The following is a 12,346-nucleotide window of genomic DNA, read 5'->3' as shown; positions in this document are numbered from 1 at the left end:
CATTCGGCGGTGCAACGTTCAGGTGGCGGTGCGATGCAGCCGTGGCCGCAGGGTGCGCGGCTGCGGCTGCGGCTGCGGCGGCGGTCAGCGGGCGAGGGTGTCGCGGGGGTACTCGCCGAAGCGGGCGACGTAGGCGGCCGAGAAGCGGCCGAGGTGCACGAAGCCCCAGCGCGTCGCGACCTCGGACACGAGCGTGGTGCGCGGGTCGCCGTGCAGCAGGTCGAGCCGCACCCGGTCGAGGCGGACGCCGCGGACGAAGCGGGTGGGGCTGGCGCCGAGGTACTCCTGCATCTGCTGCTGCAGGGTGCGCGGGTGCATGTCGACCGCGGCCGCGATGTCGCTCGAGCTGATCGCGCGGTCGACGTACGCGTGCACGTACTCGGCCGCGAGCCGGAGCCGACGCGTGCGCTCGGTCCGCAACTCGGCGGGCACGGCGACCGGACGCCACGGGAAGAGGTCGAGCAGCGCCTCGGCCAGCGCGGTCTGCGCGAGCAGGCGGTCGGACGCACCCGTCTCGGGCGAGACGACGACGGGCGTCACCTCGGCCAGGACTCCGCGCCAGGCGGCGAGGGCGTCGTCGGCCGGGACGGCCGCGTGGTCGAAGTCGACACGCTGGGGCGGACCGCCGTGGCGGGTGGCCGCGACGTCTTCGAGGAACCCCGCGTCGAGCTGCACGATGCTGTGCCGGTGCGGGGTCATCGCGAACGAGTACGAGGTCTCGGTCGGTGTGAGGAAGGGTCGGCCGCCGACGCTCGTGAGGTGCCCCTTCGGGTAGTCGATCGTCACCGAGCCGGTGGGGAACCACGAGACGACGTAGTCCCGTGACCAGGGGATGATGCCCTGCAGGTGCCCGGTGAAGGTGCCGGTCTGCAGGCTCAGCCGCCGGTCGCCCGCGGTCGCGAAGCGGAACGAGAACGGCTCCGCGCCCGGGCGCGCCCGGAACCGTCGGCCGCCGAGCGCCACCTCGAGCTGCTCCCGCGCCTCCTCGACGTCGGTGGCCGACCAGGCGTCGCGGTGGAACTCGTCGATGGGGGGCAGCGGCGGTACGGGCGCCGGCACGGGCGTCGGCCCGGCGAGGCCGGTGGCGAGGCCGGCGTCGAGGTCGCGCGCGAGGTCGAGCGCGTCGTCGCGCTCGTGCCCGCCGCGCGCCGGGTCGGCCGGACTGCGTGAGGTCGTCGGGTCGAGGCCCTGCGTCGTGTACGTGCTGGTCATGGTGGTCTCCCGTCCTCCTCGCGTCCGGCGCGGCACGTTGGTGAGACGAGGCCACTCTTTCAGGACGAGGCGGGGTCGCCGTTCGTCACAGATGCGCAGGACACGAGGTCGGTCACCACCCTGCCCGACCGGCGGCCGGAAGTCCCGACCCCAGTCCGCGTGACGGCCGACCCGGTGCGTACCCCGCGGCACAACGCGACCCCGCGACCCCGCGGTCGCGACCACGCCGAGGAGGCGCGGTGCCGGTCGGACCGACACCGCGCCTCCTCGGGGCCCGCGACGTCAGTCGGTCGGGGGCGTGTAGAACTGCAGGTCGTTGCCCTCGGAGTCCTTGAAGGGCAGGATGCGGCCCCACGGGTGCTCGCTGATCGCGCCGGTCACGTCGGCGCTGCGCGACTGCAGGTCGGCCAACGCGTCCTCGAGGGTGCCGTCGGGCTGGAACGTGATGACCGCTCCGCCCTCGCTCGACGCCGAGGCCTCCTCGCGGCCGTTGAGGCCGATCATCAGGCCGTCCGCGTCGATCTCGGTCCAGTCGTCGCTCTCGTTCTTCACCGTGAGGCCGAGCGCGTCACGGTAGAACGCCGTCGCCCGCCCCATGTCGGTCACGGGCACCCACACTGTTGCCACTCCGCTTGCCATGTCGACTCCTTCGTCCGGCACCGGACCACCCGGTGCTGCGTCTGGCTCCTTGCTACGCCGACCACCGCGCGAGCCGTGTCGCGAGTCAGGGCACTTTCCCACCCGGATGCGTGTCTCACGGTGACCGCGACGGCCGCGACGGCTGCGGCGACGGACGCGACCACCCGCAGGAGGCGCGGTCCCGGTCGGACGCGCACCGCGCCTCCTGCGGGCCGTCGCGCCGCGCCTCGTGCCCGGTGTCGCCTCGGGGGCCCTGTCAGGGCCTCCCACCGTCGGCGCGGGGGCGTAGCGTCGAGGTCGGGGGCGCTCGTCGTCGAGCACCGTTCCGACCCGCCCCTCGATCCCCGTACCGAACACACCCCCAGGAGACCCATGCGCACCGTCAACGCCTACGCGGCACCGTCCGCCACCGAGCCCCTCGTCAAGACGACCGTCGAGCGTCGCGACGTCGGCCCCAAGGACGTCATGATCGACATCGCCTACGCCGGCATCTGCCACAGCGACATCCACACCGTCCGCGGCGAGTGGGGCGAGATCCAGTACCCGCAGGTCGTCGGTCACGAGATCGTCGGCACCGTCGCCGAGGTGGGCTCCGAGGTGACCAAGCACAAGGTCGGCGACCGCGTCGGCGTCGGCTGCATGGTCAACTCGTGCGGCGAGTGCGAATACTGCAAGCGCGGCGACGAGCAGTACTGCGCCAAGGGCAACACCGGCACCTACACGAGCGTCGACCCGATCGACGGCACCATCACGCAGGGCGGCTACTCGCAGGCCGTCGTCGTCACCGAGGACTTCGTGCTGCGCGTCCCCGAGTCGCTCGACTACGCCGCCGTCGCCCCGCTGCTCTGCGCCGGCATCACGCTGTACTCGCCGCTGCACCACTGGGGCGTCACCGAGGGCACCAAGGTCGCGATCGTCGGCATGGGCGGCCTCGGCCACATGGGCGTCAAGATCGCCGCCGCCCTCGGCGCCGACGTCACCGTGCTGTCGCAGACCACCTCGAAGAAAGAGGACTCGCTGCGGTTCGGCGCCAAGGCGCACTACGCGACCAGCGACGAGCAGACCTTCACCGACCTGGCGAACTCGTTCGACCTGATCGTCAACACCGTCTCGGCCAAGATCGACATGGGCGCCTACCTCGGCCTGCTCGCCGTCGACGGCACGCTCGTCAACGTCGGTGCGCCCTCCGAGCCGCTCGAGGTGCCCGCGTTCGCGCTGATCCCCGCCCGTCGCAGCTGGGCCGGCTCGGCCATCGGCGGCATCCGCGAGACGCAGGAGATGCTCGACTTCTGCGCCGAGCACGGCATCGTGCCCGAGACCGAGCTGATCGACGCCGAGCAGATCAACGAGGCCTACGACCGCGTCCTGAAGTCTGACGTGCGCTACCGCTTCGTGATCGACGCGGCGACCTTCGCCTGATCCGAGCCCGTTCCGCCGGACGCCCCCGCACCGAGTGTGCGGGGGCGTTCGTCGTGTCGCGGCGTCGGCCCCGGCCCCGGCGCACCACACCGCGTTTCGTGCACCGCACCCGGACCAGTCGCGGTGCGGTGCACGAAGCGCGGTGTGCTGCGCGGGCCGGGTCGGGTCGGGCCGGGCCGGGCCGGGTCGGGCCGGGCCGGGTCGGGCCGGACCGTGTCGGGCCGGACCGTGGCGGAGGCGACGTCCTGATGCGAGTTCACCCGCCGGACACCCGCCGCCCCTAGGCTCACCTCGACAGCGCCTAGGGTTCCGGGGTCCCACGACCCGACTGGTCCGAGCGGCGCCACGGTCGGGCGCCATCGCCGGGCCGTCATCTGAACGGACAAAAGCCTGGAGGACCCGTTCGGCGCGCCCCGCGCCGGGCCGATGGGTCCTCGCATGTCCACCACCGCCCTCCTGCTCGTCTTCGCCGCGGCCGTCTGCCACGCGGGCTGGAACGTCGTCGCCCACGGCGTCAGCCGCCTCGGCGCACCCTTCCTCTGGTGGGGCGCCGTCGCCAGCACGGTGCTCTGGCTGCCGGTCGTGCCGTTCACGGGCGGCCTCGGCGCGAGCGTCGGCGGACTCGCGGTCGGTGCGGGCGTCTCGGCCGTGCTGCACGTCGTCTACATGACGGTGCTGCAGCGCGGCTACGCGGTCGGCACCCTGTCGACCGTCTACGCCACGGCGCGCGGCAGCGGCCCCGCCGTCAGCGCCGGCCTCGCCGTCCTGCTGCTCGGCGAGCAGCTCTCGGCGACGGCGGTCGTCGGCATCGCCGTGGTGGTCGCGGGGGTGGTGGCGACCGGGCTGATCGACCGCCGCCCGAGCGCGTCACCGTCGCCGCGCCTCCCGGACGCCGTCCAACCGACCCCGGGCCGGTCGCGCCGTCGCCTCGACCCCGGCATCGCCTGGGGGCTGCTCACCGGCCTCGCCATCGCGAGCTACACGATCTGGGACGCCCACGCCCTGCGCACCTGGGGCCTCTCGCCCGTGTCGTTCATGGTCGGCGTGACGCTCGCCGAGATCGCCTTCTACAGCGCGACCCTCGGCCGACGCCACGGGGAGGTCGTGGCCGTCGCCCGGGCGCACTGGCCGCGCGTGTTGGCGTTCGGCGTGCTGTCGCCGCTGTCGTACATCCTCGTGCTGACGGCCATCCAGACGGCACCGGTCGCACTGGTCGCCCCGGCCCGCGAGACGAGCGTGGTCATGGTCGCCGTGTTCGGGGCGCTCGTGCTGCGCGAGGGGTCGCTCGTCAAGCGGCTCGCGGCCTCGGTCGTCGTGCTCGGCGGCATCGCCCTGCTCGCGCTCTGACGAGGAGGCGCGGGTCGGCCTACAGGAACCCGGTCACCGCGACGGCGATCGCGGCGAGCAGCGCCACCGCCGCCAGCACCTTCGACGACCCCATGACGAGCCTCGGCCGAGGGCCGCCGTCGTAGGGCGAGTCGTCGGCGTCGCGCAGCTCGGGCGGCAGCTCGGCCTCGCGCCGACGACGCTCCCGGTCGAGGGTCGCGGCCCGCTCGGCCTGTTCGGCCAGGGCGCGGCGCTCGATCTCGTGCCGTCGGGCCGCCTCGACCTCGCGATCGCGGGCGACGAGCAGCTCGAGTTCGCGGTGGGCCTCGTCCGACCAGGTCGCGAGGTCGTCGCCGGACGGTTCGGGGGTGCCGTCGTCGTGTCGCATGGGTGGATGCCTTCGTCGCGGGGCAGGGCGGGGTCGTCGTCTGAGGTTAGACCGCGCCGCCTGGACGCGCCACGGGCCTGCACCCGGTCCGCCCGGGACGGCGACACCGGCCCGCCCGGCCCGGCCGCCTAGGCAGACAAGAGATGAACTTTCGCTGAACGAGGCCGGAGTTAGGTTCCTACGTGGGCGACCTGCGTGTCACCATCGTGTCGTCCTGCTCCCACCCGAAAGGCCGTCATGACCCTCCGCCGCCCCCGCGCCGCGACCGCCCTCGTCGGCGCCGCCCTGCTCGCCGTCACGCTGTCCGCCTGCTCGACCCCCGCCTCCTCGGCCACCGGCTCGGCCGCGGGGTCGGACGGCTACGCGGTCGACGACAGCACCCTCGTCTTCGGTGTCGTGCCCGACTCGGTCGACACCGAGACCAACTACCAGCCGCTGATGGACTACATCGCGGAAGAGACCGGCAAGACCGTCGAGTACCACGAGTCCACCGACTACGCGGCCCTCATCGAGGCGAGCATCGCCGGCCAGATCGACGTCGCGTCGTTCTCGGGCTTCACCTACGTCACGGCCACGAACAACGGCGCCGAGCTGACCCCGATCTCGTCGATCACGACGGCCGAGGGCCAGGAGCCCGGCTACTACTCGCAGGCCATCGTGCCGAAGGGCAGCGACATCACGTCGATCGCCGACATGAAGGGCAAGAAGATCTGCTTCGTCGACCCGTCGTCGACCTCGGGCTACCTGTTCCCGAGCTACGCACTGCTCGAGGCCGGCATCGACCCCGAGGACGACATCACGCCGGTCTTCGCCGGCAAGCACGACGTCAGCGTGCAGAAGGTCGGCGAGGGCACCGAGTGCGACGCCGGCTTCGCCGAGGACAGCGAGGTCGCCAAGAGCGACGCCGTCGACGTGATCGACCAGCAGATGGTGCCCGGCGCCCCGATCGTCGAGTCGGACTCGCTGCCCGACGACGTCAAGGCGCAGCTGAAGGACATCCTCTCGAACGTCACCGCCGACCAGATCGCCGCCGCCGGCATCGACGGTGCCGACAGCGACGGGTTCCGTGCCGTGTTCTTCCAGACCACGCCGGTCGACGACGCGTACTACGACCAGATCCGCGACATCTGCGAGAAGACCGACGCCTCGCAGTGCCAGGCCTGACCCGCACGACGTAGCCGCTCCACACCCCAGGAACTCGCCCAGACCCTCCCGCGCGCGTGGGGGTCTCGGCGACTTCCCGGGGTCCGAGCAGAACGAACCGGAGACGAACATGAACCCGCACACCGCCCCCGCCGAGACCGTCGTCTCGCTCGCCGGCATCACCAAGCGCTTCGGCGACACCGTCGCGCTCGACGGCGCCTCGCTCGACGTCCGCCGCGGCGAGGTCGTCGTGCTGCTGGGGCTCTCGGGCTCGGGCAAGTCCACCCTGCTGCGGCACGTCGACGGCCTCGAACGGCCCACCGACGGCCGCGTCACGGTGCTCGGCCGCGAGGTCACCGGCCTCACCGGCCGGGCCCTGCGGCAGCTGCGCCGTGAGGTCGGCTTCATCTTCCAGCAGTTCGAGCTCGTGCCGTCGCTGACGGTGCTCGAGAACGTGCTGACCGGGTCGCTCGCGAGCGTCCGCGGGCCCCGGCTCGGGCTCTGGTCGTACGGGCGGCCGGCCAAGGTCGAGGCGCTGGCCCGGCTCGAGCGCGTCGGCCTGCTCGACCGCGCCTACCAGCGGGCCGACACCCTCTCGGGCGGTCAGCAGCAACGCGTCGCGATCGCCCGCGCCCTCATGCAGCGCCCGCAGGTGCTGCTCGCCGACGAGCCGGTCGCCTCGCTCGACCCCGAGTCGAGCGACCAGGTGATGGCGCTGATCCGCGAGATCGCCGCCGACGAGGGGCTCACCGTCATCTGCAGCCTGCACCAGGTCGACCTCGCCCTCTCGTGGGCGGACCGCATCGTCGGCCTCCGCCACGGTCAGGTCGTGCTCGACACCGAGACCGAGGGGCTCGGCAAGGCCCAGGTGATGGAGATCTACGGCCGCGTCGCCACGAGCACCGACCAGTTCGAGGCCATCGAGCTCGAGCTGAGCGCGGCGGGCGCGGCGGGTGCGGCGGGTGCGCCGGGTGCGGCGGGCGCGGCGGGTGCGGCGCGGACCGTCGGGGCAGCGGCCCCGGCGAGCGGCGCGGCACCGGCAGGAGGCGCGTCGTCGGTCTCCGGGGACGCCGTCCGATGACCGCCGTCACCGAGCGCCCGCGGACGAGCGAGCGCGTGCTAGCCCCCGTCACCGCGCCTCCTCGACGCCGGGTCTCGCCCGAGCGCGTCGCGGCCGGCCTCACGCTGCTGGCCCTGCTGATCGTGAGCCTCGTCGCCCTGCGGAGCGTCGACGTCGACCCCGCCCGCATGCTGCAGAGCTGGTCCAACGCCGAACGGTTCTTCGGCCGGGTGGGCGCGATCGAGTTCCCGCCCGCGGGCGAGCTGCTGCAGCTGACCGCCCTCACGCTCGGGCTCGTCGTCTGCGGCACCCTGCTCGCCGCCGTGCTGTCGGTGCCGGTCGCCGTGCTGGCCGCCTCGAACACGACCCCCGGCCCGGCCTGGCGTGCCGGCGCCCGCTTCGTCACCGTGCTCGCCCGGGCCGTGCCCGACGTCGTGCTCGCCATGGTCTTCGTGCTGCTGTTCTCGCTCGGCACGCTGCCGGGCATCCTCGCCATCGGCCTGCACTCGGTCGGCATGATCTCGAAGCTGTTCGCCGACGCGATCGAGCAGATCGACGAGGGCCCGCGCACCGCGATCCGCGCCGCCGGAGGCACCCGGCTGCAGCAGTTCACGGCGGGCGTGTTGCCGCAGGTGCTGCCCTCGTGGGTCGCGACCGTGCTGCACCGCAACGACATCAACCTGCGCGGCAGCGTGATCCTCGGCTACGTCGGCGTGGTCGGCCTCGGCATGGAGATGTCGTTCGCCTTCAAGTCGCTCGACTACGGCCTCGGGCTCGGCTACGCGCTCGTCATCTTCGTGCTCTGCGTCGTGATGGAGGTCGTCTCGAGCAGCGTCCGCGCCGCCATGCTCGGCGTCGCTCCGACCGGTCGCGGCCTCGGCGACCGCGTCGTCCGCCGGGCCACAAGGAGGCGCGGTGCCGGTCTCGCCGCCACCTCGCGTCCCGAGGCGGTCGGCCCCGCCACACGGCCCACCGGCGCCCGGGGCGCGACCGCGTCGCCCGACGCGACCCGCGCCTCCCGCGTCGAGGCGGCCCTCCGCCGCCCGTGGGACCGCACCCGTCGGCGCAACGTCTCGTGGGGCTGGCTCACCGTCGCCGTGGTGGTCGCGAGCGTCGTCGTCTGCGACGTCGCCTGGTCGGACCTCGTCACCGTCTGGGCGAAGGTGCCCGCCGTCGCCACGCAGTTCTGGCCGCCGTCGTTCGGCAGCTACGAGGCGTCGACGATGGTCGCCGCCCTGGGCGAGACGATCGCCGTCGCGCTCGCCGCGACCGTGCTGACCCTCGTCGCCTCGATCGTGATCGGATCGCTCGCGGCCCGCAACGTCGCCCCGAGCCGCGGGGTGCGCAGCGGCATGCGCCTGCTGCTGGTCGGCATCCGTGGCGTGCCCGAGGTGATCCTCGCCATCGTGCTGATCGTCGTGACCGGGCTCGGCACCCAGGCCGGCACCCTCGCTCTCGCCCTGGGCGGCGTCGGGCTGCTCGGCAAGCTGCTCGCCGACTCGTTCGAGGAGGTCTCGCCGGGCCCCGAGCGCGCCCTCTCGGCGACCGGGGCCAGCCGCGTGCAGGTCTACGCCGGGGCGACCCTGCCGCAGGGCACCCGCGCCCTGATCGGCCACACCTTCTACATGCTCGACACCAACCTGCGCGCCGCGACGCTGCTCGGCATCGTCGGGGCCGGGGGAGTCGGCTACTACCTGCTCAACGCCAGCCAGGGCTCGAACTACGGGACGGTCACGGCCATCGTGCTGATGATCCTCGTCACGGTGCTGGCCGTCGAGGGGCTCGCGATCTGGATGCGGAGGGTCTTCCGATGACGACGACACACGATGCCGGCCGGCCCGTGCCGGCCGGGCACGCCGCGGCACCGCACGCCGCGGCACCGCACGCCGCGGCACCGCACGCCGCCGCCGCGCCGCACGACGTCGTCGTGGTCGGGTCGGGCATCGTCGGCCTGGGGGCCGCGCTCGCGGCCGTCGACCGGGGGCTCTCGGTGCTGGTGGTCGACCGCTCGTCGGTGATCGGCGGGTCGACGGTGCGCAACTTCGGCCACCTGTGCCTGACCCCGCAGAGCGGCGAGGCCCGCCGCCACGCCCTCACCGCCCGCGAGCTCTGGCTGCGGCTGGCCCGCGACGCCGGCTTCTGGCTGTCGCAGCGCGGCACGCTCGTCGCCGCCCGGCGCGCCGACGAGCTCGCCCTGCTCGACGAGCTGGCCCTCGCCCGCACCGACCGGGTGCTCGGCGACCGCCCCGAGATCGAGCGGCTCGACGCCGCCGCGCTGGCCTCCCTGGCCCCGGTCGCCCCCGGCACGGTCGTGGGTGGCGCCCTGCTGCCGTACGACCTGCAGGTCGACCCCCGCCGGGCCGCCGATGCGATCCGCCGGCACCTCGAGACGCGGGGGGTGCACTTCGCGACCCGCACCTCCGTGGGGTCGGTCTCGTCGGGGCGGGTCGAGACGAGTCGCGGCCCGATCGAGGCCGGGACGGTCGTCGTCGCGACCAACCACGACCTCGACCAGCTGCTGCCCGACCTCGCCGACCGGCACGCCCTCGAGCGCTGCGGCCTCGACATGCTGCGGGTGCGGGCCGACCTGCCGCGGCCGCTCACGGCGCCCCTGCTGACCGGCTGGTCGCTGATCCGCTACAGCGCCTTCGCCGGCACGGCCGCGGCCGACACGGTCCGGTCGCGGCTGCACGCCGAGCGGCCCGACCTCGCCGCCATGGACCTCAACCAGATGTACACGCAGCTGCCCGACGGCTCGGTGATCGTCGGCGACAGCCACCAGAAGGGACCGGCGATCGCCCCGTTCCAGGACGAGCGCGTCGCCGACGCGTTCCTCGCCGAGTTCCGGGCGCTCTTCGGTGCCGAGCCGGTCGTGACCGAACGGTGGCAGGGCGTGTACGCCTCGGGCCGCGACGAGTTCGTCGTCGACGAGGTCGCCCCCGGCGTGCTCGTCACGGTCGTCTCGACCGGCATCGGCATGACGACCGGCCTCGGGCTCGCCGAGCACGTCGTCGGCACCCACCTCGACGGCGGCCGCGACCGCGCGCTCGACGGCCCGGCCGCCACCTCGACCGCCACGTCGGCCGCCAGCTCGGCCCTCCCCGCGACGCCCCCGCCGAGACCCATCTCGTCCCCCGCCCCGCCCGTCACCTCGCCCGCCACCTCGCCCCTCACAGAGAGCCTCAGCGCATGACCACCACGACCACGACCGTCCCCACGCCCGACCCGGCGACCCCGATCGAGCTCGTCGTGCTCGACATGGCCGGCACCACCGTCGTGGACGACGGGGTCGTCGAGCAGGCCTTCGCCCGCGTCGCCGACCGCGTCGACCTCGGCCCGACCCTCACCCGTGACGAGGCGCTGCAGTACGTCCGCGACACGATGGGCCGGTCGAAGATCGAGGTGTTCCGGCACCTGACCGGAGGCGACGAGCAGCTCGCGCAGCGCGCGAACGAGCAGTTCGAGGTCGCCTACGGCGAACTCGTCGACGAGTCGGGGGTCGAGCCGATCGAGGGCGCGGGCGGCGTGATCGACGCCCTTCGCGCCTCCGGGGTCTCGGTCGTGCTGACCACGGGCTTCTCGCCCGTCACGCGCGACCGCCTGCTCGACTCGCTGGGGTGGACCGTCGACGCCGCCCTCTCTCCGGTCGACGCCGGCCGTGGACGCCCGGCCCCCGACCTCGTGCTGACCGCCCTGCTGCGCACGCGGGCCTCGTCGGTCGCCGCGGTCGCCGTCGTCGGCGACACCGTGAGCGACGTGCTCTCGGGCCGGTCGGCGGGGGCGGGCCTCGTCGTCGGCGTCACCACCGGCGCGCACACCCGCGAGCAGCTGTTCGCCGCCGGGGCCGACGTCGTGCTCGACGGCGTCCGCGACCTCGTGGGCCTGCCGGCCTTCGCGTCGGTCGTCGGCGTCTCGGCAGCCGACGCGTCGGTCGTCGGGGTCTCGCAGGTCGCGGTCGCGTGACGACCGCCCTGCCGCGGCCCGCGGACCAGGAGGCGCGGGTCGCCTCCCCGACGGACGCCCCGGCCGCCTCGGCCCGGCGCCTCGACCCGGCCCCGACGGCCATGGTGTGGCTCGAGCCCGGGCGCCCGCACGAGGCCGTCGCGGTGCCCTCGGTCGTCCTCGCGCCCGGTGACCTGCTCGTCGAGGTCGAGCTGGCGACCGTCTGCGGATCGGACGTCCACACCACCCGCGGCGACCGTGGCGCGCCGGCCCCGCTCGTGCTGGGCCACGAGCAGGTCGGCCGCGTGGTCGCCCTCGGCCCCGACGCGCTGGCCGTCGACGGGACGCCGCTCGCCGTCGGCCAGCGCGTCGTCTGGTCGTTGACCGTCTCGTGCGGCGCCTGTGCGACCTGCCTGCGAGATCTGCCGCAGAAGTGCGGGACGGTGCGGAAGTACGGCCACGAACGACTCGTCACCGGCTGGGAGCTCAGCGGCGGCTTCGCCACGCACGTCCACGTGCGGGCGGGCACGGCGGTCGTGCCGGTCGACGCCGACCTGCCCGCCGAGCTGCTCGCCCCGGTCTCGTGCGGCACGGCGACCGCCGTCGCCGCACTCGACGCCGCGTCGACCATCGTGCCGCTCGACGGTGCCGTGGTGCTCGTGACGGGAGCCGGCCTGATCGGCCTCACCGCGACCTCCCTGGCCACCGACGCCGGGGCCCGGGTGGTCGTCGTCGACCCCGACCCCGCTCGCCGACGACTCGCCACCCGCTTCGGAGCGGTCGCGACGGCCGACCCCACGGCCGAGCCCGGGTCGGACGCCGGCCTCGCCACCGCGTTCGCCGCCGCGGGCGGCCCGCCGCTCGTCGCCGTCGAGGCCTCGGGGTCGCCGCACGCCGTGGCCTCGGCGCTCGCCGAGCTCGGTGTCGGCGGCGTGGCCGTGCTCGTCGGCAGCGTGTTCCCGGCACCGGCGGTGCCACTCGACGCCGAGGCACTCGTGCGGCGGCTCGTGACCGTCCGGGGCGTGCACAACTACGCGCCGCGGCACCTCGTCACGGCGGCCCGTTTCGTCGAGCGGCGCCACGGGGCCTGGCCGCTCGAGGCCCTCGTCGGCGAGGTCGTCGCGCTCCGCGACCTCGACGCGGGCATCGTGTCGGCCGCGGCCGGCGGCTCGGTGCGGGTGGGGGTCCGACCGGAGTGACCGGGGGCCGGGGCGGTC

General features: G+C 74.3%; 11 protein-coding genes. 8 read left to right on the top strand and 3 right to left on the bottom strand.

Features of this window, described 5'->3' with window-relative positions; all coding sequences use genetic code 11:
- Positions 1 to 84: 84 nt before the first annotated feature.
- Positions 85 to 1,212, bottom strand: coding sequence for a helix-turn-helix domain-containing protein (locus ASG05_RS09265; RefSeq protein WP_056260009.1), 1,128 nt, complete (start codon positions 1,210 to 1,212; stop codon positions 85 to 87).
- Positions 1,213 to 1,494: 282 nt separating this feature from the next.
- The gene (locus ASG05_RS09260; protein WP_056260007.1) at positions 1,495 to 1,851 is read right to left on the bottom strand and encodes a VOC family protein; all 357 of its coding nucleotides are present in this window, start codon (positions 1,849 to 1,851) and stop codon (positions 1,495 to 1,497) included.
- A 372-nt stretch (positions 1,852 to 2,223) separates the two neighbouring features.
- Here ASG05_RS09260 and ASG05_RS09255 point away from each other — a divergent pair, with 372 nt between their 5' ends.
- Both ASG05_RS09255 and ASG05_RS09250 read left to right on the top strand, forming a co-directional pair.
- Complete coding sequence (locus ASG05_RS09255) at positions 2,224 to 3,270, top strand: NAD(P)-dependent alcohol dehydrogenase (RefSeq protein ID WP_056260005.1); 1,047 nt, start codon at positions 2,224 to 2,226, stop codon at positions 3,268 to 3,270.
- A gap of 438 nt (positions 3,271 to 3,708) precedes the next feature.
- Positions 3,709 to 4,617 carry an EamA family transporter gene (locus ASG05_RS09250; RefSeq protein WP_056260786.1) on the top strand — a complete coding sequence of 303 codons (909 nt, stop codon included), beginning with the start codon at positions 3,709 to 3,711 and terminating at the stop codon, positions 4,615 to 4,617.
- 19 nt (positions 4,618 to 4,636) lie between these two features.
- On the opposite strand, the gene ASG05_RS09245 is transcribed toward ASG05_RS09250, so the two are convergent.
- On the bottom strand, positions 4,637 to 4,984 hold the full coding sequence (locus tag ASG05_RS09245) for a hypothetical protein (RefSeq protein ID WP_056260003.1): 348 nt from the start codon (positions 4,982 to 4,984) through the stop codon (positions 4,637 to 4,639).
- 237 nt (positions 4,985 to 5,221) lie between these two features.
- Here ASG05_RS09245 and ASG05_RS09240 point away from each other — a divergent pair, with 237 nt between their 5' ends.
- From ASG05_RS09240 to ASG05_RS09215, 6 genes are all read left to right on the top strand, one after another.
- A complete protein-coding gene (locus ASG05_RS09240; RefSeq protein WP_056260001.1) occupies positions 5,222 to 6,148 on the top strand; it encodes a phosphate/phosphite/phosphonate ABC transporter substrate-binding protein in 927 nt (308 codons plus the stop codon).
- Positions 6,149 to 6,257: 109 nt separating this feature from the next.
- Positions 6,258 to 7,208, top strand: coding sequence for a phosphonate ABC transporter ATP-binding protein (phnC, locus tag ASG05_RS09235; protein ID WP_082486587.1), 951 nt, complete (start codon positions 6,258 to 6,260; stop codon positions 7,206 to 7,208).
- Positions 7,205 to 9,001 carry a phosphonate ABC transporter, permease protein PhnE gene (gene phnE, locus ASG05_RS09230; RefSeq protein ID WP_056259999.1) on the top strand — a complete coding sequence of 599 codons (1,797 nt, stop codon included), beginning with the start codon at positions 7,205 to 7,207 and terminating at the stop codon, positions 8,999 to 9,001. The genes phnC and phnE overlap by 4 nt, the downstream gene beginning before the upstream one ends.
- A complete protein-coding gene (locus tag ASG05_RS09225; RefSeq protein ID WP_082486586.1) occupies positions 8,998 to 10,380 on the top strand; it encodes a TIGR03364 family FAD-dependent oxidoreductase in 1,383 nt (460 codons plus the stop codon). Before phnE ends, ASG05_RS09225 begins: the two co-directional genes overlap by 4 nt.
- Positions 10,377 to 11,150 (top strand): HAD family hydrolase, encoded by a 774-nt coding sequence (locus ASG05_RS09220; RefSeq protein WP_056259997.1) that lies wholly within the window; start codon positions 10,377 to 10,379, stop codon positions 11,148 to 11,150. Before ASG05_RS09225 ends, ASG05_RS09220 begins: the two co-directional genes overlap by 4 nt.
- Positions 11,147 to 12,328: an alcohol dehydrogenase catalytic domain-containing protein gene (locus ASG05_RS09215; RefSeq protein ID WP_235491451.1), complete on the top strand. Its 1,182-nt coding sequence runs from the start codon at positions 11,147 to 11,149 to the stop codon at positions 12,326 to 12,328. The genes ASG05_RS09220 and ASG05_RS09215 overlap by 4 nt, the downstream gene beginning before the upstream one ends.
- Positions 12,329 to 12,346: the final 18 nt, after the last annotated feature.

Origin of the sequence: Frigoribacterium sp. Leaf186 (assembly GCF_001423905.1) — a bacterium.
Classification (GTDB): Bacteria; Actinomycetota; Actinomycetes; order Actinomycetales; family Microbacteriaceae; genus Frigoribacterium.
This window is presented reverse-complemented; position numbering and strand designations above follow the sequence as displayed.